Source organism: Micromonospora sp. NPDC050686, assembly GCF_040654475.1.
Classification (GTDB): Bacteria; Actinomycetota; Actinomycetes; order Mycobacteriales; family Micromonosporaceae; genus Micromonospora.
Genome location: NZ_JBFAID010000043.1, coordinates 1 through 20,593, shown reverse-complemented (window position 1 = coordinate 20,593; position 20,593 = coordinate 1). Strand labels below are relative to the sequence as shown.

Below are 20,593 nucleotides of genomic sequence, written 5' to 3'. Positions count from 1 at the left end.
TTCTCCGCCGGAAGCGCCGCCAGCCAGGCGGCGAACCGGCCGGATCGGCCCCTCTGGAGTCTGTGTGAAGAACCTCCGTCGCAAGACACTGGCCGCCGCGTCCGCCGCGACGCTCGGCGCCGGTCTCGCCCTCACGGGCGGGCTGGCACCGGCGGCGGCCGTGGGCCCGGACACGACGTTCCTGGTCCTCGCCCCGCAGGGCGGCAAGACCGACAAGGCCGCCGCCCGGGTGGCGGCCGCCAAGGGCACCGTCGTGGCCAGTTACGACCAGATCGGCGTGCTCGTTGCCCGCTCCACCAACCCGAACTTCGCCACCCAGGTGGCGGGCGCGGGCGTGGAGTCGGTCGCGTCCACCGCCGGCCTGGGCACCGCCCTCGACGAGGGCGAGACCGTGGAGGTCTCCGCGGCCGACGTCGCCGCCGCGACCGGCGACCCGACCAAGGAGCCCATGTACGGCCAGCAGTGGGACATGGACATGATCCACGTCCCGCAGGCCCACGCGGTCAACGCCGGCAGCCCGAACGTCGTCGTCGGCGTGCTGGACAGCGGCATCTCCAGCACCCACCCCGACCTGGCGACCCAGATCGCCAAGGACAAGTCCACCTCGTGCGTCGGCGGTGTCTCGGACACCTCCGAGGCGGCGTGGAACCCGACCACCAGCGACCACGGCACCCACGTGGCCGGCACCATCGCCGCCGCCGTCAACGGCGTCGGGGTGACCGGCATCGCGCCGGGCGTCAAGGTCGCCGCCGTCAAGGTGGTCAACGACGACCAGTACATCTACCCGGAGGCCGCGATCTGCGGCTTCCTGTGGGCCGCCGACCACGGCATGCAGCTGACCAACAACAGCTACTACATCGACCCGTGGGAGCTCAACTGCCGCAACGACGCGCGTCAGCGTCCGGTGTGGCAGGCGGTGCAGCGGGCCATCCGCTACTCGCAGTCCAAGGGCGTGCTGAACGTGGCGTCCGCGGGCAACTCCAACTACGACCTCGCGCACAAGATCACGGACACCGACAGCCCGAACAACGGGACGCCGGAGAACCGGCAGGACCTCACCAACGCCTGCCTCGACCTGCCGGCCGAGGTGCCGGGCGTGGTGACCGTCGGTGCGGTCGGCCCGACCGGAGAGAAGAGCTTCTACTCCTCGTACGGCCAGGGCGTCATCGACGTGACGGCGCCGGGTGGCGACAGCCGGATCCGGACCCGGGGCGCTGTCCCCACCACCGCGGACCAGATCCTGTCGACCACCTTCAACACCCGCACGAAGACCGACGGGTGGGGGTACAAGCAGGGCACCTCGATGTCCGGTCCGCACGCGGCCGGCGTCGCGGCGCTGGCGCTGTCGGCGCACCCCGGCATGACGCCGGGTCAGCTCGCCTCCTTCCTGGAGCGCACGGCCGTGGCCCAGGCCTGCCCGGCAGGCCGGGTCTACGACCCGGTGCCGGACTACCCGCCGGCGGTCCCGCCGGCCGTCACGCCGAAGAACATCGGCCCGTCCTACTGCTCCGGCGGTGAGCGCAACGGGTTCTACGGCGCCGGCATCGTGGACGCATTCAACGTGGTGAAGTAGGTAGCGGTTGCAGCATCAGGGTGGGCCCGGCGCGACAGCGCCGGGCCCACCCGTTTTCGCAGCTCCGGCCCGGGGTATCGGGGGGACAACCAGCGACAACCTAGGAGGTCACGGGTGTCCACCGATGCCATCGTCCTGCTCAAAGAGGACCACAAGCAGATGCGCCGGCTGTTCAAGGAGTTCCAGCAGGCGCAGGAGGCCCCGGCGGCCAGCCGGCGGAAGCTGGTCGGGCAGATCCTGGAGGCGCTGACGGTGCACACCTACCTGGAGAACGAGGTGATGTATCCGGAGGTCCGCAAGCTGCTGCCGGACCTGGAGGACGACATCCTCGAGTCGTACGAGGAGCACCACGTGGCCGACCTGCTCTGCGCCGAGCTGTACGCGATGGACGCCACCGACGAGCACTTCAACGCCAAGACCACGGTGCTGATCGAGAACGTGCTGCACCACGTCGAGGAGGAGGAGCAGGAGTGGTTCCCCAAGGTGCGCGAGGCGCTCGGCCGTAGCCAGCTCCAGGAGATCGGCGAGCGGATGATCGCGCTGCGCAAGGACGCGCCGAAGACCCCCACCGACCCGAAGGCGATCAAGAAGGCGGTCGACGCGGTCACCGCCTGACCACGGGGTCTCCCGGGTCAGACCCGGAAGGTCCCCTCCGGTCCGCCGGCCGGGCCAGCGGGCGCGGGCAGGATCTGGCGCAGCCGGCCGGGCGGGTTGGGCCGGGGGCGCCACTCCCGCGGGTAGCCCACCGACACCTCCTCGAAGCGCACCCCGTCGTGCCAGGTGGTGCGCGGGATGTGCAGGTGACCGTAGACCACGGCGGCGGCGCGGTGGCGCAGGTGCCAGTCGGCGGTGGCGGCGGTGCCGCACCACTGGGCGAAGATCGGGTGTCGCAGGATCCGGGTCGGCTCGCGGACCAGCGGGAAGTGGTTGACCAGCACGGTGGGCAGGGCCGGGTCGGACTCGTCGAGGCGGCGGGCGGTTTCCGCGACCCGGGCGGCGCACCACTCCCACCGGCTCGGGTACGGGTCGGGGTGCAGCAGGAACTCGTCGGTGCAGACCACGCCGCTGCGGTACGCCTCGGCCAGCGCCTCCTCCCGGGTGGCCAGCCCGTCGGGGCGCCAACTGTGGTCGTACAGCAGGAACAGCGGCGCGACCAGCGCCGGCCCGCCGGGTCCCCGCCACACCGGGTACGGGTCCTCCGGGGTGAGCACGCCCAGCCGCCGGCACATCGCCACCAGGTGCTGGTAGCGCCGCACGCCGCGCAGCGTCACCGGGTCGCTCGTCGGGGTCCACAGCTCGTGGTTGCCCGGCGTCCAGACCACCCGGGCGAAGCGCTCGGCGAGCACGCCCAGCGCCCACTCCACGTCGGCCACCAGTTCGCCGACGTCCCCGGCGACCAGCAGCCAGTCCCGCGGCGAACGCGGGCGCAGCGATTCCACGACGGCCCGGTTGGCGGCGTGACCGACGTGCAGGTCGCTGATCGCGAAGAGGGTGCCGTCCGCCGGGACCGCCGTCATGGCTGTCGATCCTAGGTGAGGATTTCCCGACCCGCCGCCGGCGACCGGGCCGGCGACGGGCCGGGGTCCCCTCTCGTCGTCGGCCGCGTCGGCAGGTGCGCCGGGACGAGGCCGGACGAACCCGCTAGGATCGGCGGCGGGCCGTGACTGGCGCGTGGGGATGGAGCACCATCGGGAAGCGGTCTCGTCATACGGACGCACGCCGAGCGCCTGGGCCTTCGCACATTCTCCAGGAGGTCGCATGTCGCCGAACGCCGAGTCCACCGCCTTCCGCAGCGCGTTGGAGGTCATCCGGGCCGTCGAGCCGCGGGTCGCCGACGCGATCGGCCAGGAGCTGGCCGACCAGCGCGAGTCACTCAAGCTCATCGCGAGCGAGAACTACGCCTCCCCGGCCACCCTGCTGGCCATGGGCAACTGGTTCAGCGACAAGTACGCCGAGGGCACCGTCGGCCGCCGCTTCTACGCCGGCTGCCAGAACGTCGACACCGTGGAGGCGCTCGCCGCCGAGCACGCGCGGGAGCTGTTCGGCGCGTCGCACGCGTACGTGCAGCCGCACTCCGGCATCGACGCCAACCTGGTGGCGTTCTGGGCGATCCTGGCCGACCGGGTGGAGTCCCCGGCGCTGAAGAAGGCCCAGGTGCGCCAGGTCAACGACCTGACCGAGGCGGACTGGTTCGCGCTGCGCCGGGAGCTGGGCAACCAGCGGATGCTGGGCATGTCGCTGGACGCCGGCGGCCACCTCACCCACGGCTTCCGGCCGAACATCTCCGGCAAGATGTTCGACCAGCGCAGCTACGGCACCGACCCGGCCACCGGCCTGATCGACTACGACCGGGTGGCCGAGGCGGCCCGGGAGTTCAAGCCGCTGATCCTGGTCGCCGGCTACTCGGCGTACCCCCGGAAGGTCAACTTCCGGATCATGCGGGAGATCGCCGATTCGGTCGGCGCGACCTTCATGGTCGACATGGCGCACTTCGCCGGCCTGGTGGCGGGCAAGGTCTTCACCGGCGACTTCGACCCGGTGCCGCACGCGCACATCGTCACCACCACCACCCACAAGTCGCTGCGCGGCCCGCGCGGCGGCCTGGTGCTCTGCGGGCCGGAGCTGGCCGACCAGGTCGACCGGGGCTGCCCGATGGTGCTCGGCGGCCCGCTGCCACACGTGATGGCCGCCAAGGCGGTCGCGCTGGCCGAGGCCCGCCGCCCCGACTTCGCCGACTACGCCCAGCGGATCGTCGCCAACGCCCAGGCGCTGGCCGAGGGGCTGACCCGCCGGGGCGCGAAGCTGGTCACCGGCGGCACCGACAACCACCTGGTGCTGATCGACGTCACCGGGTACGGCCTGACCGGCCGGCAGGCCGAGCAGGCGCTGCTCGACTCGGGCATCGTGACCAACCGCAACGCCGTGCCGCAGGACCCGAACGGCGCCTGGTACACCTCCGGCATCCGGATCGGCACCCCCGCGCTGACCACCCGGGGTCTCGGCACGGCCGAGATGGACGCCACCGCCGAGCTGATCCACACCGTGCTCAGCCAGACCACCCCCGGCGAGTCCAAGGCGAAGTACGTGCTCGACCCGGCGCTTGCCGACCAGGTCAGCAAGCAGGCCAGTGACCTGCTCGGCAGCTTCCCCCTCTATCCCACCGTCGACCTCGGCTGAGCCGACACGAAGTCGACCGAGGAGTTCGCATCCGGGCGGCGCGGACTCCTCGGTCGACGCGGGTCAGGCCAGCGGGCGCTTGAGGTGGTAGCGGTGGACCTCGGTGCTGTGCTGGACGTTGTTGACATCCTCGGCGGCGGAGACCAGCTCCCAGCCGTCCCGCCCGGCCCGGTTCAGGTGCGCGATGGCGGTGTCTCCGTACGCGGTGATGTCGGTGCGTGACCCGTCCGGGCCGTACCAGACGAACGAGACGTGAAAATTGCGGCCCTGCCCCTGGTAACGGCGGACCAGCAGGGCGTACTCCCAAGCGACCATCCGTCCATTATGGTGGCCGGCCGTGTACGGCCGGAACACCAGGGGTGACCGGTCGCCGGGTTGCCCCTGCTCATCACCCCGCTCAGGGGGACGGCCGGTGGCCGAGGTAGGCGTCCAGCGCGGCGGCGCCGGTGAGCATGGCGCGGCTGCGGGCCGACAGGCGGGCGCGCCAGTCCCGCAGCATCGATTCCAGCGGTGCGACGCCGCCCGCGGAACGGACCTGGGTGATCAGCGGGGCGATCTGCTCCAGCCGGTAGCCGCCTCGCCTGAGCTGGTGGACCAGCAGGGCGTCGCGGACGTCGGCCGACCGGTAGACGCGGTAGCCGGTGTGCGGATCGCGGCGCGGTTGGACCAGGCCGGCCCGTTCCCATTTGCGCAGGGTGGCCGGGCGGATGCCGAGCCTGCGGGCCAGCGGGCCGACGAAGGTGTCGCCGCGTTCCGGCGGCACGGGATCGAGGTCGCGCAGCGCGGCTTCGACGGCCTGGAGCGTGTGGCGGTCGGCGAGGAGCTGGGCGTGGCTCTCGTCGACGAGCCGGAGCGCCTCCTCGGTCGCGCCCCGGTTGATCGCCTGCATGATCGACGTTGCCGTCTGGTGGCCGTGGCCGGGCACCAGGGCGAGGAACGCGCGCAGCGCGTGCGCGTGCAGCGGGGTGTAGGTGCGGTAGCCGTGCGGGGTGCGTTCGGCGTCCGGGAGGATCCCGGCCGCCTCGTAGTTGCGGACCGCCTGCGTGGACAGGCCGTGCCCGCGCGCCAGGTCAACCGGCCTCAGATGTCCCCCGCTTTGAAGGTTTTTCCGCACTCCGCTGCTCACCTGGCGATAGAAGTCTCAACCGTCAGTTCAACGATACCGTTTAGGCCATGACCGCTGCTATCACCGCCGCCGCCCACGCCGTCGACGCCGCCACCGTCATGAGCCTGCTCGCCATCCGGCCGCGACTGCTCGCCCTCGGCGAGCCCACCCACGGCGAGGACGTGCTGCTCGACGTACGCAACGAGCTGTTCCGGCAGCTCGTCGAGCACGAGGGCTACCGGACGATCACCATCGAGAGCGACTGCCTGCTGGGCCTGGTCGTGGACGACTACGTCACCTCGGGCACGGGCACCCTCGACGAGGTCATGATGCGCGGCTTCAGCCACGGCTTCGGCGCGTCCCCGGCCAACCGGGAGCTGGTGCGTTGGATGCGCGCGTACAACGAGGGCCGGCCCGGGTCCGAGCAGGTGCGCTTCGCCGGGTTCGACGGCCCGCTGGAGCTCACCGAGGCGGCGAGCCCCCGGCAGGCCCTCACCGCGCTGCACGCCTACCTGGCCTCCTGGGTGGACGCCGACCTGCTGCCCTGCACCGCGGAAACGCTCGACCGTCTGGTCGGCGCCGACGACCGGTGGACCGATCCCGCCGCGATGATGGATCCCGGCCGGTCGGTGGGCCGCACCTCCGAGGCCAGGGAGCTGCGGCTGCTCGCCGACGACCTGGTCGCGCTGCTCGACGCGCAGACGCCTCACCTGGTCGCGGCGTCCCCATGGGAGGACCGGGACCGGGCCCACCTGTACGGGCGTACCGCGGTGGGGCTGCTGCGTTACCACGCGGCGATGGCCGACACCGCACCCAGCCGCATGTCGCGACTGGGTGCGCTGCGGGATGCGATGATGGCCGCCAACCTGCTCGCCCTCGCCGAGCGCGGCCCGACGCTGGTGCACGCCCACAACGCGCATCTGCAACGGCACGAGATCACGATGCAGATGTGGCAGGGACCGGTGCGATGGTGGAGTGCCGGGGCGATCGCCGGCGCCCACCTCGGCGACGGGTACGCCTTCCTGGCCACGGCGCTGGGCACGATCCGCCACCACGGCGTGCAGCCCCCACCCCCGGACACCGTCGAGGGGATGCTCTACGCCCTGCCGCAGGACCGGTGCCTCGTCGACCCGGCTCGGCTGGCCGAGGTGCTCGGCGACGCGGCGCCCGCCGCTCGGGTGTCGCCCTGGTTCGGGTACGCGCCGCTGGACCCGGCCCAGCTGGCCGGCATCGACGGGATCGTCTTCGTCCGGGACGTGCCCGAGGGACAGCGGTGGTGGCCGGCGGAGTGATCACCGCGCAGGCCCGGGCGCGCCATCACCCCGGTCGAAGATCGGGATCCCCGCGTCCGCTGAGCCGTAGCCCACCTGTGTCGACGTCGAGGGCGGCATGGGCCTCCAGCGCGACGGCGCTGCTCTCCCGGGGCCGTACCGTGTGCGGCGCGGTGATCTCGACGGGCGGCGCGTCCGGTCGGGCCGCCGGGTCGGCGATCAGGGCCATCGCCTGCCGGGCGAGGAACGCCGTGTCGACGGCGACGGTGCTGAGCGCCGGCCGCGACCAGCGGCCCTCCTCGGTGTCGCCGAAGCCCACCACCGCGATGTCCTCGGGCACCCGGCGTCCAGCGTCGACGGCGGCCCGGACCGCGCCGACGGCCAGCAGATCCGACGCGCACACGAGGGCGTCGGGGCGCGGGTGGTCGCGGAGCAGGGCGCACGCGGCGTGGTAGCCGGCGGCGCGCCCGTCTGCGGTGGCGAGCTGGTGGCGGGCGGCGGTGGCGAGTCCGGCGTGGTCGAGCGCCTGCCGGTAGCCGGTGACGTGCGGCGGCTCGGCACGGAGCCGCTGGACGTCGATGGCGGCGATGCGGCTGCGGCCGGTGTGCAGCAGGTGCTCGGTGGCGTCGCGGGCGGCCCGGACGCGGTCGACGGCGACCCGGTGGTGACGCCCGTCGGGCGGGCCGTCGAGCAGGATCAGCGCTCCTGCGCTGCGCAACGCCGGCGCGGCCGGCGGTTTGTGGGACCGGGTGCGTTCGTGGTCGGGGTCGATCCGTTCCACCGCCAGTCGGCGGCCCTGGTCCCCGGCAGCGCGGCGGAGCTCGCGGGCCAGGTCGTCGGCGTACGGGTGGTCGGTGGCCGGGAGGACGAGGGTGAGCGAACCGTCGCGGCCGGCCCGCAGGTCCCGGGCGGAGCGGTTGGGTCGGTACTCCAGCGTCTGGACGGCCTGCTGAACCCGACGGCGGACGCCGTCGCTGACGTACGGATAGCCGTTGACCACGTTGGAGACCGTCTTCACCGACACGCCGGCCAGCGCCGCGACGTCCTTCAAGGTGGCCACCCGCATCCCCCTCCACACCAGCGTAGTCGTTTCGATGGTGTTCCTCGAACGATCGCAGCGGGATCCACACCTGTCAAGGCGTTACGCTGGTGTGAATCAAGGGGGTGGCGGTGCACGAGGACGCGGTGATCCCGCCCCCCGCCCGGCTGCTACGCGACTTCGTCAACAGCTACGAGCCGCAGGTCGACGAGGAGTCGCTGACCTCGCCGGACCGGCTGCGGGACTGGTTCGCGGCGCGGCGGCTGCTCCCCGCTGGCGCCCGGTTGGCGCCGAGCGACCTGAGCCGGGCGCTGACCGTCCGGGAGGGGCTGCGCGCGGTGCTGCTCGGCCACGCGGGTCACGCCGTCGACCCCGGTGACCTCGCCCGCCTCGACGCCGCCCTCGCCGAGGTGCCGCTGCGCCTCGCCTTCGACGCCGACGGCCCCCGGCTGGCGGTGAACGGCGGCGGACCGCTCGACGCGGCGCTGGCCGGGCTGGCCGACGCGATCCGCCGCTGCGGCGAGGACGGCAGCTGGCCGAGGCTCAAGGTGTGCGCCCGCGACACCTGCCGCTGGGCCTACTACGACGCCTCCCGCAACCAGGCGCGCCGCTGGTGCTCGATGGCCGGCTGCGGCAACTACGTCAAGATGCGACGTGCCTACGCCGCCCGAACCCGGCGGGGCAGCAGCACGGGCGACGCCTGAGTCGGCGCAGCCCGCCGCTCAGCCGGTGGTCGCCTCGGCGGTGCCGCCCGACGATCCGCATCCCGCCAGTGGGTCCGGGAACCTGGACCGACGTCGGCGCGTTAACCAGCCAGAGGTGCGGTTGGGTGGCGTCATGCGGAAGATCCTGCTGGCGGGGGTGGCGGCGATGATCGTCGGTCTGGGTGGTTGCGCCCGGGAGGCGGGCGGAGCCCCGGACGCGGTGTCGCGGGCGCGCGGCACGCCGGGCGTCGAGGAATGCGCGACGCCGCCGAGTCCACCGGAGCCGATGGTGACCGCCGGGGGCCGCCGCCCTCGACTGGCCGACCTGACCTCGGTCGACGCCTTCGTCGCCGGCTGGGCGGGGCCGCTGCACGCGCTGGTCGCCAACGCCGGGATCATGGCGCTGCCGTACCGCCGGCTCAGCCCGCACGGTTGGGACCTTCAGCTCGGCACCAACTACCTCGGCCACTTCGCGCTCGCCCGCGGCCTGCGCGACAACCTGCGCGCCGCACGCGGACGCGGCTGATCCGGCCCGGCCGGGCACGCCCGGTGGGCTGCCCGGCCGCGGGGGTGCGGGCCGGGCCCGCCACTGTCAGGGATTGCGCTTCTCGACCACGGTCCACCCGGTCCAGCCACGCTCGGCGACCAGCTCCCGCAGCCGGGCGACGACGGGGTGGGCGGCATCGGCGAACGAGTCCATCAGCCGGATGAACGCCACGTCGGGCATGACCTCGTTCTGCTGGTCCAGCTCCCCGCTGGCCTCCGCCTGCGCGAACATCTCGCTCATCAGGTCGGCCGTCTCGCGCAGCAGCTCTTCGTCGTGCTGGTTCTCCGCGATCCGGCCGATGAGGCGATAGAACCGAACGACCTTGGGGTTCTCCAGCTGGGCCACCTTGTCGGCCATGAACGCCGGGATCGCCTCGGGCCATCGTGCCGCCATGAGGATCCACCCGTCGCGCTCACCCTCGATGACGGCCGCCGGCACGCCGAGGGCACGCAGCCGGTCCAGGTAGTCGACCACCTCCGCCGGGACGGCCAGGGTGTCGCCGGAGCCGAGCCGGGCGATTCGCCGCCGGTGCTCCTGCAGCGCGCGGACCTGCGTACGCAACTGCCGGTCGATCTCGGTGGTCGCGGCGGCGAACGTCGCGGGATCGGCGTCGAGCAGCTCGCGGACCCGGGCCAGCGGGACGCCGGCCTCGGCCAGGGTCCGGATCCGGATGAGCCGCACCACGGCGGCGGCGTCGTAGCTCCGGTAGCCGGAGGCGTCGCGCTCCGGCTCCCCGAGAAGTCCGACCTGGTGGTAGTGCCGCACCGCGCGGATGGTCACTCCCGCGTAGGACGCCAGCCGTCCGATCGTCAGCATGGCTTCAGCCTGCACCACGCAGTCGCCTCGTCAACTGATCCTGCGGTGGTGGATCGCCATGGCGAGGCCGTACGCGACGACGAGGAGGCCGGCACACCAGGCGAGGGCGACCCAGATGTCGCCAGCGACCCGCTGCTGATCGAACAGCGCGCGGATCGTGTTGACGATGGACGTCACCGGCTGGTTCTCGGCGAAGGCCCGCACCGGGCCGGGCATGCTCTCCGTGGGTACGAAGGCCGAGCTGACGAACGGCAGGAGGATGAGCGGATAGGAGAACGCGCTCGCCCCGTCCACCGACTTCGCGGTCAGCCCCGGGATGACGGCCAGCCAGGTCAGCGCCAGCGTGAACAGCACGATGATGCCGGCGACCGCGAGCCAGTCCAGCGCGCCGGCGCCCGAGCGGAAGCCCATGACGAGGGCGACCAGCACCACCACCACGAGTGAGATCAGGTTGGCCACCAGCGAGGTCAGCACGTGCGCCCACAGCACGGACGAGCGGGCGATCGGCATGGACTGGAACCGCTCGAAGATGCCGCCCTTCATGTCCAGGAAGAGCCGGTAGGCGGTGTAGGAGACGCCGGAGGCCACCGTGATGAGCAGGATGCCGGGCAGCAGGTAGTTCACGTATCTGTCCGACCCGGTCCGGATCGCGCCGCCGAACACGTAGACGAACAGCAGCATGAACGCGATCGGCATGATCACGGTCGAGATGATGGTGTCCGGGCTCCGGCTGATGTGGCGCAGCGACCGCCCCAGCAGGGCGGCGGTGTCGCCCAGGAAGTGCTTGGTCATCGAGGATCCTCAGTTGTTCGGGCCGGCAGGGCCGGCGGTGGCTGCGGTGCTGCCGGCGCCCTCGGCACCGACGATGGCCAGGAAGACGTCCTCGAGGGTCGGCTGCTTCTCGACGTACTCGACCGTGGCGGGCGGGAGCAGCCGCTTGAGTTCGGGGAGGGTGCCGTTGGCGATGATGCGCCCCTGGTGCAGGACCGCGATCCGGTCGGCGAGCTGCTCGGCCTCGTCGAGGTACTGGGTGGTGAGCAGCACGCTGGTGCCCTGCCCGGCCAACTCCCGGACGGCCTGCCACACCTCGAGACGCGCCTGCGGGTCGAGCCCGGTCGTCGGCTCGTCGAGGAAGATCACCGGCGGGTTCCCAATGAGGCTCATGGCGATGTCGAGGCGGCGACGCATGCCACCCGAGTACGTCGACACCCTCCGCCTGGCCGCGTCAGCCAGCGAGAAGCGGGCCAGCAGGTCGTCCGCGAGCCGGCCCGGATCCCTCAGCCGCCGCAGCCGGGCGACCAGCATCAGGTTCTCCCGCCCGGTGAGGATCTCGTCGACGGCCGCGAACTGTCCCGTCAGGCTGATCGACTCCCGTACGTTCGCCGCCTGGGTGGCGACGTCGAAGCCGTTCACGCCGGCCGTCCCCGCGTCCGGCTTCAACAGCGTGGACAGGATCCGCACGACGGTGGTCTTGCCGGCCCCGTTGGAGCCGAGCAGGGCGAAGATGCTGCCCCGCGCCACGTCGAAGTCGACCCCGCGCAGCACGTGCAACTCTCGGTACGACTTCTCCAGGCCCCGGACCTGGATCGCGGGCCCGGGGCCCCGCTCGGTTGTCAGCTGGGAATCTATCGACATGGCGTCAGGATGCAGGGTTGACGCTGCGTCAAGGTCAAGCCCCGGAGCAGAGCCGGCCCTTCCGTACCTCGTCACCGAGGGGACCGTGACCCGAAGTCAGGCGATGACCCGGGACAGCGTTAACGACGCGAGCCCGTTAGGTTGTGGGGGCCAGTGCCGACCTGCCTGATGGGGATCGATCGTGAGCGACCCGCTCGATGAGATCGCCGAGTTGGACCACCTGCACCGACAGGCGCAGGCGCTGACCCGACGACTCGCGGCAGGCGACCGGGAAGCGGCGGAGGTGTCGGCCCGGGATACCCACGAGGTCGTGCGGGTCGCCCTGGCCGCCGACGGCCGCATCGACTCGGTCGAGGTGTTCCCCGAGTGGGAGCGGCGGATCGGCGCCGACGACCTGGGCCCGGCCATCGTGGAGGCGGCCGACGAAGCCGCACGGCGCAGGGCCCAGGCCTGGGTTCACGGGGTGACGCAGCAGCCGACCGACGACGCGGACGGCCCGGGAGCGGGACCAGGCCCCTCGGCCGCCGACCTGACCGACCCCGTCGACGACTCGGCCGTCAACTACGCCCGGGGCCTGTTCTACGTGCTCAGGGACTCCTTCGCCCGCCTCGACGAGTTGGAGAGCGAGGCCAGGCGGGCCGCCATGGCCACCTCGACCGCCGGCGACCCGGACGGCCGCGTACGGGTGACCCTCGCCGGTGAACGGCTGTCGGCAGTCACCGTCGACGAGGAGTGGCTGGGGTCCGCCGATGCCGAGCAGGTGGGTGCGGCTGTGACCCAGGCGGTGCGCCAGGCGTACGCGGAACGCGCGGACGCGACCCCGCTGCGCGGCTCATGGCCGTACAACGAGCTCGACCGGATGGCCGGTGACCCCGCCCAACTTCTCGCCAACCTCGGCCTGGCACCCCGACGAACCCCACGGAGCGCGTGAGATGCCACCACCCGGCCCGGAGAAACTGAAGACTTCGATCGAGGCGCTGCGCAGGGACGCCACGGTCTGGGACGACTCGGGCGACATCATGCGCAACGCCGCCGAGGTGGCCGCCCGCCTCGACCTCGCGGCGCTGCACTTCTCCTACATCGGGGACAAGGTCGGCCTCGTCGACCTGTACCGGCAACTTCAGGACCGGCTGATCCGCCTGCTCGGTGAGGGCAGCGAGACCTGCGAAACGGTCGCCGTGTCGCTGCGTCGGGCGGCGGACGGCTACGAGCGCGACGAGGCCGACGCCGTGCACCGGCTGAACAACATCTACTGAGGAGCGCCCGGTGACCCGCCCACTCCCGCTTTCCGAAGGCGAGTTCGACGAGCTGATCCGGTCGATCGAGGACGGGATCCAGCGGGTCGAGCGGCTCGCGAACGAGATCATCGGCGCGGTGAACAGCGCACTGGAGTGGCTGGGTCCGCTCGCCCAGCAGGCGCTCGACCTGCTCCGCCGGTTCGGTGAGCTGCTGGGCAGGTTCTTCTCCGAGGTCGGCAAGTTCTTCACCCGGTGGGGCGTCCCCTGGACGCTCTACTCGCACGGCGAAACCTGGACCCAGCAGGTCGGTGGCCCGGCGCACGAGTTGGCCGCCCGGGTCGACGCCGGGCAACTGCTCGTCGACGACTACTGGAGTGGGACGGCGGCCACCGCCTACACCGGGATGCTTCCCCTGCAGAGCAAGGCGCTGGGCGCCATCAAGGCCGCCACGGACGAACTGGACGACGCGCTGTGGAAGATCGCGGGCGCGATCATCGCCTTCTGGCTCGGCATCGCTGCGGTCATCGTGCCGTTCATCGTCGAGCTGATCGCCGAGGCCGCGGCGGCGCTCGGCATCATCACCGCCCCACCGGCGGCGGCCGCGGCCGCCGGGTCCACCGCAAAGGCGATCGCGCTGACCACGGCGGTCGTCACCGCGGGCATCACGTACCTGACGGTGTTGTGGACCCAGATGCGCGACCTGGACCAGCGGCTGCACAACAGCGACGGCCTGCCGGGCGGCAACTGGCCGAGCCTGGTCTCCGACATCTCGAACGGTCGGGTCCATGACGGCGGCAAGACCCTCGACTGGAACATCAAGCCCTGATGGACACCTCGCCCGTGGACCCGCCGGACGACCGCATCCCACTGCCCGACCCGGCCGCGGCCCGCCGAGGGGCCCGCCGAACGGTCGTCGCGGGCATCGTCCTGGTCATCCTGCTCACCGGGTTCACCGCTGGCGGCACGGCGATGCTCGCCGCCGGGGAACTGCCGGGCCTGCCGTTCGCCGTCGGCGGCGCGCTCGCCCAGGTCGCCGTCATCGTCATCGTGCTGGCCACGCTCTGGGCGCGGGCCGGCGGCGACCGCGGCATCTCCCGGTCCCGCGTCGCCGCGACGCTTCGCATCCTTGCCGGGCTGCGCGGGCTGCTGCTCGTAGCCCTGATCGCCCTGGCGGTCCACGCGCTGGTCCGGCTCGTCCAGGGCGACCCGTGGACCCTGCTGACCGGGGCCGTCATCGCCCTGTTCCTCTGGCTGCTGTACAGGGGCGCCGGCCGGATCCGGCACGGCTGGACGAGCGGCGACGCCGTGGCACGCTGATCGACAGCCTCCGCCGCCGAGCGCGCGGTGCGCGGTGCCGGGTGCTCGCCCGCCGGCCGTCAGGGTCGCCGGGTCGCCGTCGCGTGGCGCCGATCCGTCGCCCGCGTCGATCCGCGTGCTCGTGGTGTCGTTGCCGCCCTTGTCGCTGACGGTGGCCCGCACGGTGACCGCCTGACCGGGCAGCGCCACCGTGCCGCCGGCCGGCGACGCGATGGTCACCACCGGCGCGGCGTTGGCCACGGTGAGCGTGGCCGTGTCGGTGGCCATCCTTGTGGCACGCGCGGGCTCATGACGCCTGGAGTCTGGGCGGACGGCCCCTACGGGAACTTGCAATCGACTGGACGGCGACGCTCCAGGCACCGCCGGCAGCTGTTCTGTGAGTTCTCGACGAAGGTGATCCGGGGCGGCCCGCCGACCAGCAACGGGCGCCGCCCTGCGTGGGCCGATTCTGCCGCCCGGAGAAGCGTGTCGCGCGGACGCCGGGGTGGACCGATCATCATCACGATTGTTCCCATCCACGGCCGGAAGGTGGAGCACTCACCCTGGTCCTCGTCGACCTACTCGGGATGGTGAACCGATGTTGGCTCCGCTGCGGTACGGCCCATTCCGGTACCTCGCCGCCGGCCGTCTGATCAACATGCTGGGCAACGGCGTCGCACCCATCGCGCTGGCCTTCGCCGTACTCGATCTGACCGGCTCGGTGCGCGACCTGGGCGTGGTGGTCGGTGCGCGATCGCTGGCGACCGTGCTGTTCGTACTCTTCGGCGGGGTGCTGGCCGACCGGCTTCCGCGCCGGCTGGTCCTCGTCGGCTCGAACGCGCTGGGAGCACTGGCCCAGGCGGCGGTGGCCGCCCTGGTGCTCACCGGCACGGCGACGATCCCCCTGCTGCTGGCGCTCGGCACGGCCAACGGCATCGTCAGCGCCGTGGCCCAGCCAGCCTCGGCCGCCGCGACGCCGCAGACCGTGCCGCCGGAGCTGATCCAGCCGGCCAACGCGCTCATCCGCCTCGGCATCAACACGGGCATGATCGGCGGAGCTGCGCTCGGCGGCCTCCTGGTGGCCGCCGTCGGGCCCGGATGGGGACTCGCCGTCGACGCACTCACGTTCGCTCTCGCCGCCGTCGCGTTCGCCGGACTGCGGATCACCGCCCCGACGGCGACGAGCCGCCGCACGGGTGTCGTCACCGACCTTCGGGAGGGCTGGACCGAGTTCACCACGCGGACCTGGGTCTGGGCCGTGGTGCTCGGCTTCATGGTCCTCAACGCGGCGCTCGCCGGCGGCGTGAACGTGCTCGGCCCGGCCGTCGCGGACGAGACGATCGGCCGCAGCGCCTGGGGGGTGGTGCTCGCGGCGAAGACCGTCGGCATGGTCGCGGGCGGACTGATCGCCCTGCGGATCCGGGTACGCCGGCTGCTGCTGCTCGGGGTGGCCTGCATGTTCGCCGAGTCGTTCCTGCTGCTGGGGCTGGCCCTGGCGCCCACCTTCGTGGTGCTTGTCACTGCCGCGGCGACGGTCGGCGTCGCGGTCGAGCAGTTCGCCGTCGCCTGGGACACCTCGATCGCGCAGCACATCCCCGCCGATCGGCTGGCCCGGGTCTACTCCTACGACATGCTGGGATCCTGGGTCGCCATCCCACTCGGCCAGGTGACGGTCGGACCGGTCGCCGCCGCGATCGGCACCCGTGACACGCTGCTGATCCTCGCCACCGCGGTCGTGCTCGCCGTCCTCGGGATGCTGGCCAGCCGCGACGTCCGCCGGCTTCAGGCGACCGCCCCCGCGCGCGCCAGCGCGGCGGCGCCGGCCCAGTCAGCGGTCGGCGAACCGGACGATCACGTCGCCGTGCCCGGCAAACCGGCCGGCGGTTGATGGGCACCCGGCCCAGGTGGGCCGCCGGTCGCGGTAGTTTGCACAGTCATGGCCACCGTCGCGGACGTCCGCCGGGAACTCACCCGCCTCGCCGACCCGCGGCGGGCGGCGGACGTGAGCCGGTTCCTGCAGATGACTCCGGGCGGGTACGGCGAGGGCGACCGTGCCATCGGCGTCCCCGTGCCCGACCAGCGTCGGGTGGCCGGCCGGTACTGGCGCGACCTGCCCCTGAGCGAGACGGCGACGCTGCTGCGCAGCGGGGTGCACGAGGAGCGGCTGACCTCGCTCTTCATCCTGGTGCGGAGGTTCGCCAAGGGGGCCGAGGCGGACCGGGCCGAGATCTTCGACCTCGTCCTGGCCAGCACCGTCCACATCAACAACTGGGACCTGGTGGACTCGTCCGCGCCGTACGTGGTCGGTCCCTGGTTGCTCGACAAGGACCGGAGCGTGCTGGACCGGTTGGCCGGGTCGAGCCTGGTCTGGGATCGGCGGATCGCGGTCATGGCGACCTTCGCCTTCATCAGGGCCGGCGACTTCTACTGGACCTTCCGGCTCGGCGAGCGGCTCCTGCACGACCCGCACGACCTGGTCCACAAGGCGGTGGGCTGGATGCTGCGCGAGGTGGGCAACCGGGACCGGGCGGCGGCGGAGGCGTTCCTGGCCCGACACCATCGGGCCATGCCGCGGGTCATGCTGCGATACGCGATCGAGAAGTTCGAGCCGGAGCGACGGAGGGCGTACCTGTCGGGCGTGGTGTAGTCCGGCGGGCCGGCCCGGCGCCGTCGTCTCCTACCAGAGGTGGAGACGGCGTTCCGACCAGCGGCCGCGACCGGGGCTTCCGGTCCGACGACATCGATCATCGGGCGCACCAGCATCGACGGCATGACAACCAACGCACTGCGTCGGGCGGCCCACTGGCACCGCCCGCTGATGGTATTCGTGTCGGCGATGGCGGTCCTGGCCGTCGTCGCCGCGGTCGGCATCGTCGCCGACCCGCGCGTGCTCACCGGCGCGCCGATCTGGGTCAAGCCGTTCAAGTTCGCCGTGTCGTTCGTGGCGTACGGCGTCACCCTCGCCTGGATGCTGTCCCTGCTGCCGCGGCGCAGCCGGGCGGCCGAATGGGCGGGCACCGTCATCGTGGCGGTGGGCGTCGGCGAGATGACGATCATCGTGGGGCAGGTGCTGCGCGGCACCGCCAGCCACTTCAACGAGAACACCCCGTTCGACGCCGCGCTGTGGCAGGCCATGGGCATGCTGATCATGGCGTTGTTCGTCGCGCACATGGTGATCGCGGTCATGGTGCTGCGCCGGCGGATCCCGAACCGGGCCGCCGCGCGCGCCGTCGGCTGGGGGCTCGGGCTGTCGCTGCTCGGCATGCTGGTCGCCTTCCCGATGGTGGCGGGCGACCCGGTGCCGGCGGTGGAGGGTGTCGCCGGGGCGCACAGCGTGGGCGTCGCGGACGGCGGGCCCGGCCTGCCGCTGCTCGGGTGGAGCACCACCGGCGGTGACCTGCGCGTCGGGCACTTCGTCGGGCTGCACGCCCTGCAGGCGCTGCCGATCCTGGCGATGCTGCTGCACCGGTTCGCCGGGGACCGGCTCGACGAGCGCACCCGGACGCGGCTGCTGACCGTCGCGGGCGCCGCGTACGGCCTGCTCACCATCCTGCTCACCTGGCAGGCGCTGCGCGGGCAGCCGCTGCTGCGCCCCGACGCGCTCACCGTCGCCGCCGCCACGGCGCTGCTGGCGGCGGCCGCCGTCGCCACCGCGGTCGTCGTCCTGCGCCGGCCCGCCCCCCGACTGGCGCTGGCCGCATGACCGGCGCCCTGTTCACCCTGACGTTCGCGGTGGCCGCGCCCTTCTGGGCGCTGATGATCCTGCTGCCGAACCGGCCGGTGACCGCCCGGATCATCGCCTCGCCGCTGATCGTGGCACCGGTCCTGGTGATCTACGCGGCGCTGGTGCTCCCGGCGCTGGGCACGGTGCTGCCGGCGGTGACGTCACCGACGCTGCCCGGGGTGCGCGACCTGCTGGGCACCCCGGACGGCGCGGCGGCGGCCTGGGCGCACCTGGTCGGATTCGACCTGTTCGCCGGCCGGTGGGCGTGGCTCGACAGCCGGGAACGGGGGGTACCGGCGCTGGTGATGGCGCCGGTGCTGCTGCTGACGATCCTGCTCGGCCCGGTCGGGCTGGGCGCCTACCTGGCGGTCCGCACCCGGTGGGTCCGCCGGCCGGTGCCTACTGCGGCCGGGTCGCAGCGCCTACCCTGATGCGAATGGGCTGGGTGGCGCGAATGTTCGACGCGCGGGACGCGTTCGTCCGGATGCTGCTGCTGGACCTCAGCGGCGTCGGCTACCTGCTCGTCGGCGGCCACGCGGACCGGCCACCGACGACGACGCAGTGGCTGCTGGCGGTGCCCGCGTTCGCGGCGGGGCTGGCGCTGCACCGCCTGCCACGGGCCAATCTGATCGTGCAGACCGCGCTGCTGGCGGTGGCGCTGCACGTCGTCGACGACGTCACCATCAACCAGGTGGGTGCCAGTTGGGCGTTGCTGGAGCTGACCATGCGGGCGGGTCGGCTGCGCACCGTGTGGCTGGCCGCCGGGCTGCTGGCCGCGGTCGACCTGACCGACTCGATCGGCGACCCGCTGGGCCGGGCGCTGTCCGGGGTGTTCGGGCTGCTCGTCGAGGTGGGCGTGCCGCTGCTGCTCGGCCTGGTCATCCGCACCACCGGCGAGCTGTCCCGGCAGGCGCAGGAGCGGGCGGCGGCGGAGCAGCGCCGGCGCGAGTCGGAGAGCCGCGCCGCCCGCGCCGACGAACGCAGCGCGATCGCCCGCGAACTGCACGACGTGCTCGCGCACCACGTGGCGTCGATGGTGCTGCGCGTCGGCGTGGCCCGGCACGTCCTGCCCGGCCTCGACCCGCGGGTGAGCGAGGTCTTCGACGACGTGCACCGGACGGGGACCGACGCCCTGGCGGACCTGCGCCGGCTGGTCGCGGTGCTGCGCGACCCCGACGGCGTACGCGGGGACGCGGCGCTGACCGCGATCGAGCCGTCCGCGCTGCCGGCCGCGATCGGCGCGGCGGTCGACCGGGCCCGCCAGGCCGGGATCACCGTGGAGGCGGAGATCGACCCGGCGGTCGGCGCGCTCGACGCGGTACGGGGCATGGCGGTGCTGCGGCTGACCCAGGAGGCGCTGACCAACGTGGCCAAGCACGCCGGCACGTCCGCCCGGGCGCGGCTGCTGGTGTCCGTGGTCGACGGGGCCGTGCACTGGGAGGTCAGCGACGACGGGCGGGGGCGGCGGACGGCGGCGGTGCCGGACGGCGGCGGGCACGGCATCACCGGCATGCGGGAGCGCGTCGAGGTGCTCGGCGGCACGCTGGAGGCGGGGCCGGCCGGCCCGGGTTGGCGGGTGCGCACCGTCCTGCCGGCCACGGAGACCGCACCGGCGGTCGCCGCCGCGCCGCCGTCGCCCCGGCCGCGCGGCACCCCGTCCGGGCCGCCGCGCGGAGGCGGGCCACCGGCCGGGCCGTACGCGCCGGAGCCGGCGTGATCCGGGTCCTGCTGGTCGACGACCAGCACCTCATCCGCGCCGGCCTGCGCATGCTCTGCGACGCCCAACCCGACATCGAGGTCGTCGGGGAGGCCGACAACGGCCGCGAGGCGATCGCCCTCGCGACGCGGCTGGTCCCGGACGTCGTCGTGATGGACCTGCGGATGCCCGGCGTCGACGGGATCACCGCGACCAGTCGCATCCTCGCCGACCGGCCCGCCACCCGGGTGCTGGTGCTGACCACCTTCGGCGACGACGACCACCTCTATCCCGCGCTGACCGCCGGCGCCTGCGGTTTCCTGCTCAAGGACGCGCCCCCCACCGACCTGCTCGACGGCATCCGCCGGGCCGCGGTCGGCGACAGCCCGTTCAGCCAGGACGTGCTGCGGCGGCTGGTGCAGCGCGCCGTGCAGGCCCGCCCGGAGGCGCCCCGCCCGGTCGAGGGGCTGACCGCGCGGGAGCAGGACGTGCTGGACCTGGTGGCCGAGGGACTGTCCAACACGGAGATCGCGGACCGGCTCCACATCGGTGTCACCACGGTCAAGACCCACATCACCAGCCTGATGGCCAAGACCGGCAGCCCCAACCGGGTACGCCTGGCGCTGTTCGCCCGCAGCGCCTGACCACGCCCGCCCCGCCCCGCGTGTTAGGCGGGGCCCGTTACCTTTTTGATCGTCCCCAGCCGGGGACTCCTCGGTCGCCCGGCTCGGTATGACTTACTGCCCCTGTCGTATGGATGATCCGGGGGGTG

General features: G+C 72.9%; 23 protein-coding genes and 1 riboswitch. Of the genes, 16 read left to right on the top strand and 7 right to left on the bottom strand.

What is annotated here, in order from left to right; all coding sequences use genetic code 11:
- The first annotated feature begins 64 nt into the window (after positions 1 to 64).
- Both AB0H57_RS23830 and AB0H57_RS23825 read left to right on the top strand, forming a co-directional pair.
- The gene (locus AB0H57_RS23830) at positions 65 to 1,573 is read left to right on the top strand and encodes a S8 family serine peptidase (RefSeq protein WP_357509929.1); all 1,509 of its coding nucleotides are present in this window, start codon (positions 65 to 67) and stop codon (positions 1,571 to 1,573) included.
- Between the two features lie 114 nt (positions 1,574 to 1,687).
- The gene (locus AB0H57_RS23825; protein ID WP_357509928.1) at positions 1,688 to 2,188 is read left to right on the top strand and encodes a hemerythrin domain-containing protein; all 501 of its coding nucleotides are present in this window, start codon (positions 1,688 to 1,690) and stop codon (positions 2,186 to 2,188) included.
- A 17-nt stretch (positions 2,189 to 2,205) separates the two neighbouring features.
- On the opposite strand, the gene AB0H57_RS23820 is transcribed toward AB0H57_RS23825, so the two are convergent.
- Positions 2,206 to 3,090: a metallophosphoesterase gene (locus AB0H57_RS23820; protein ID WP_357509926.1), complete on the bottom strand. Its 885-nt coding sequence runs from the start codon at positions 3,088 to 3,090 to the stop codon at positions 2,206 to 2,208.
- Positions 3,091 to 3,223: 133 nt separating this feature from the next.
- Positions 3,224 to 3,313, top strand: a riboswitch (ZMP/ZTP riboswitch).
- An 18-nt stretch (positions 3,314 to 3,331) separates the two neighbouring features.
- Here AB0H57_RS23820 and AB0H57_RS23815 point away from each other — a divergent pair.
- A complete protein-coding gene (locus AB0H57_RS23815; protein WP_357509924.1) occupies positions 3,332 to 4,750 on the top strand; it encodes a glycine hydroxymethyltransferase in 1,419 nt (472 codons plus the stop codon).
- A gap of 63 nt (positions 4,751 to 4,813) precedes the next feature.
- Here the strand turns inward: AB0H57_RS23815 and AB0H57_RS23810 are convergent, their stop codons facing one another.
- Together AB0H57_RS23810 and AB0H57_RS23805 are read right to left on the bottom strand one after the other, a co-directional pair.
- On the bottom strand, positions 4,814 to 5,065 hold the full coding sequence (locus AB0H57_RS23810) for a hypothetical protein (protein ID WP_357509922.1): 252 nt from the start codon (positions 5,063 to 5,065) through the stop codon (positions 4,814 to 4,816).
- Between the two features lie 82 nt (positions 5,066 to 5,147).
- Positions 5,148 to 5,876: a TioE family transcriptional regulator gene (locus tag AB0H57_RS23805; RefSeq protein ID WP_357509920.1), complete on the bottom strand. Its 729-nt coding sequence runs from the start codon at positions 5,874 to 5,876 to the stop codon at positions 5,148 to 5,150.
- Between the two features lie 47 nt (positions 5,877 to 5,923).
- Between AB0H57_RS23805 and AB0H57_RS23800 the strand changes: the two genes are divergently transcribed.
- Positions 5,924 to 7,147, top strand: coding sequence for an erythromycin esterase family protein (locus AB0H57_RS23800; protein WP_357509918.1), 1,224 nt, complete (start codon positions 5,924 to 5,926; stop codon positions 7,145 to 7,147).
- A gap of 25 nt (positions 7,148 to 7,172) precedes the next feature.
- On the opposite strand, the gene AB0H57_RS23795 is transcribed toward AB0H57_RS23800, so the two are convergent.
- Positions 7,173 to 8,186, bottom strand: coding sequence for a LacI family DNA-binding transcriptional regulator (locus AB0H57_RS23795; RefSeq protein WP_357509916.1), 1,014 nt, complete (start codon positions 8,184 to 8,186; stop codon positions 7,173 to 7,175).
- A gap of 110 nt (positions 8,187 to 8,296) precedes the next feature.
- On the opposite strand from AB0H57_RS23795, the gene AB0H57_RS23790 reads away from it, so the two are divergent.
- Complete coding sequence (locus tag AB0H57_RS23790) at positions 8,297 to 8,869, top strand: CGNR zinc finger domain-containing protein (protein WP_357509914.1); 573 nt, start codon at positions 8,297 to 8,299, stop codon at positions 8,867 to 8,869.
- A gap of 133 nt (positions 8,870 to 9,002) precedes the next feature.
- A complete protein-coding gene (locus AB0H57_RS23785; protein ID WP_357509912.1) occupies positions 9,003 to 9,395 on the top strand; it encodes a hypothetical protein in 393 nt (130 codons plus the stop codon).
- 66 nt (positions 9,396 to 9,461) lie between these two features.
- Here the strand turns inward: AB0H57_RS23785 and AB0H57_RS23780 are convergent, their stop codons facing one another.
- From AB0H57_RS23780 to AB0H57_RS23770, 3 genes are read right to left on the bottom strand one after another with little or no spacing between them, the layout of a single operon-like run.
- Positions 9,462 to 10,232: a MerR family transcriptional regulator gene (locus AB0H57_RS23780; protein WP_357509910.1), complete on the bottom strand. Its 771-nt coding sequence runs from the start codon at positions 10,230 to 10,232 to the stop codon at positions 9,462 to 9,464.
- A 30-nt stretch (positions 10,233 to 10,262) separates the two neighbouring features.
- The gene (locus AB0H57_RS23775; RefSeq protein ID WP_357509908.1) at positions 10,263 to 11,024 is read right to left on the bottom strand and encodes an ABC transporter permease; all 762 of its coding nucleotides are present in this window, start codon (positions 11,022 to 11,024) and stop codon (positions 10,263 to 10,265) included.
- 9 nt (positions 11,025 to 11,033) lie between these two features.
- Entirely contained in the window at positions 11,034 to 11,867 is an 834-nt protein-coding gene (locus tag AB0H57_RS23770; protein ID WP_357509906.1) for an ATP-binding cassette domain-containing protein, read from the bottom strand.
- A gap of 181 nt (positions 11,868 to 12,048) precedes the next feature.
- On the opposite strand from AB0H57_RS23770, the gene AB0H57_RS23765 reads away from it, so the two are divergent.
- From AB0H57_RS23765 to AB0H57_RS23720, 10 genes are all read left to right on the top strand, one after another.
- Positions 12,049 to 12,798 carry a YbaB/EbfC family nucleoid-associated protein gene (locus AB0H57_RS23765; protein ID WP_357509904.1) on the top strand — a complete coding sequence of 250 codons (750 nt, stop codon included), beginning with the start codon at positions 12,049 to 12,051 and terminating at the stop codon, positions 12,796 to 12,798.
- Between the two features lies 1 nt (position 12,799).
- The gene (locus tag AB0H57_RS23760) at positions 12,800 to 13,123 is read left to right on the top strand and encodes a hypothetical protein (RefSeq protein WP_357509902.1); all 324 of its coding nucleotides are present in this window, start codon (positions 12,800 to 12,802) and stop codon (positions 13,121 to 13,123) included.
- A gap of 10 nt (positions 13,124 to 13,133) precedes the next feature.
- A complete protein-coding gene (locus tag AB0H57_RS23755) occupies positions 13,134 to 13,931 on the top strand; it encodes a hypothetical protein (protein ID WP_357509900.1) in 798 nt (265 codons plus the stop codon).
- A complete protein-coding gene (locus tag AB0H57_RS23750; RefSeq protein ID WP_357509899.1) occupies positions 13,931 to 14,422 on the top strand; it encodes a hypothetical protein in 492 nt (163 codons plus the stop codon). The genes AB0H57_RS23755 and AB0H57_RS23750 overlap by 1 nt, the downstream gene beginning before the upstream one ends.
- Positions 14,423 to 14,999: 577 nt before the next feature.
- Positions 15,000 to 16,289 carry an MFS transporter gene (locus tag AB0H57_RS23745; protein WP_357509897.1) on the top strand — a complete coding sequence of 430 codons (1,290 nt, stop codon included), beginning with the start codon at positions 15,000 to 15,002 and terminating at the stop codon, positions 16,287 to 16,289.
- Between the two features lie 48 nt (positions 16,290 to 16,337).
- Entirely contained in the window at positions 16,338 to 17,048 is a 711-nt protein-coding gene (locus AB0H57_RS23740; RefSeq protein ID WP_357509895.1) for a DNA alkylation repair protein, read from the top strand.
- A 123-nt stretch (positions 17,049 to 17,171) separates the two neighbouring features.
- On the top strand, positions 17,172 to 18,104 hold the full coding sequence (locus AB0H57_RS23735; RefSeq protein WP_357509893.1) for a hypothetical protein: 933 nt from the start codon (positions 17,172 to 17,174) through the stop codon (positions 18,102 to 18,104).
- A complete protein-coding gene (locus AB0H57_RS23730) occupies positions 18,101 to 18,556 on the top strand; it encodes an ABA4-like family protein (RefSeq protein ID WP_357509891.1) in 456 nt (151 codons plus the stop codon). The genes AB0H57_RS23735 and AB0H57_RS23730 overlap by 4 nt, the downstream gene beginning before the upstream one ends.
- A gap of 5 nt (positions 18,557 to 18,561) precedes the next feature.
- Positions 18,562 to 19,842 carry a histidine kinase gene (locus AB0H57_RS23725; RefSeq protein ID WP_357509889.1) on the top strand — a complete coding sequence of 427 codons (1,281 nt, stop codon included), beginning with the start codon at positions 18,562 to 18,564 and terminating at the stop codon, positions 19,840 to 19,842.
- Complete coding sequence (locus AB0H57_RS23720) at positions 19,839 to 20,465, top strand: response regulator transcription factor (RefSeq protein ID WP_357509887.1); 627 nt, start codon at positions 19,839 to 19,841, stop codon at positions 20,463 to 20,465. The genes AB0H57_RS23725 and AB0H57_RS23720 overlap by 4 nt, the downstream gene beginning before the upstream one ends.
- Positions 20,466 to 20,593: the final 128 nt, after the last annotated feature.

Coding starts and splice junctions, on each gene's coding strand:
- AB0H57_RS23810 (WP_357509922.1), bottom strand. CDS start 5,065: ATGGTCGCTTGGGAGTACGCCCTGCTGGTCCGCCGTTACCAGGGGCAG.
- AB0H57_RS23730 (WP_357509891.1), top strand. CDS start 18,101: ATGACCGGCGCCCTGTTCACCCTGACGTTCGCGGTGGCCGCGCCCTTC.
- AB0H57_RS23800 (WP_357509918.1), top strand. CDS start 5,924: ATGACCGCTGCTATCACCGCCGCCGCCCACGCCGTCGACGCCGCCACC.
- AB0H57_RS23740 (WP_357509895.1), top strand. CDS start 16,338: ATGGCCACCGTCGCGGACGTCCGCCGGGAACTCACCCGCCTCGCCGAC.
- AB0H57_RS23775 (WP_357509908.1), bottom strand. CDS start 11,024: ATGACCAAGCACTTCCTGGGCGACACCGCCGCCCTGCTGGGGCGGTCG.
- AB0H57_RS23745 (WP_357509897.1), top strand. CDS start 15,000: ATGTTGGCTCCGCTGCGGTACGGCCCATTCCGGTACCTCGCCGCCGGC.
- AB0H57_RS23735 (WP_357509893.1), top strand. CDS start 17,172: ATGACAACCAACGCACTGCGTCGGGCGGCCCACTGGCACCGCCCGCTG.
- AB0H57_RS23725 (WP_357509889.1), top strand. CDS start 18,562: ATGGGCTGGGTGGCGCGAATGTTCGACGCGCGGGACGCGTTCGTCCGG.
- AB0H57_RS23815 (WP_357509924.1), top strand. CDS start 3,332: ATGTCGCCGAACGCCGAGTCCACCGCCTTCCGCAGCGCGTTGGAGGTC.
- AB0H57_RS23760 (WP_357509902.1), top strand. CDS start 12,800: ATGCCACCACCCGGCCCGGAGAAACTGAAGACTTCGATCGAGGCGCTG.
- AB0H57_RS23770 (WP_357509906.1), bottom strand. CDS start 11,867: ATGTCGATAGATTCCCAGCTGACAACCGAGCGGGGCCCCGGGCCCGCG.
- AB0H57_RS23780 (WP_357509910.1), bottom strand. CDS start 10,232: ATGCTGACGATCGGACGGCTGGCGTCCTACGCGGGAGTGACCATCCGC.
- AB0H57_RS23820 (WP_357509926.1), bottom strand. CDS start 3,090: ATGACGGCGGTCCCGGCGGACGGCACCCTCTTCGCGATCAGCGACCTG.
- AB0H57_RS23785 (WP_357509912.1), top strand. CDS start 9,003: ATGCGGAAGATCCTGCTGGCGGGGGTGGCGGCGATGATCGTCGGTCTG.
- AB0H57_RS23750 (WP_357509899.1), top strand. CDS start 13,931: ATGGACACCTCGCCCGTGGACCCGCCGGACGACCGCATCCCACTGCCC.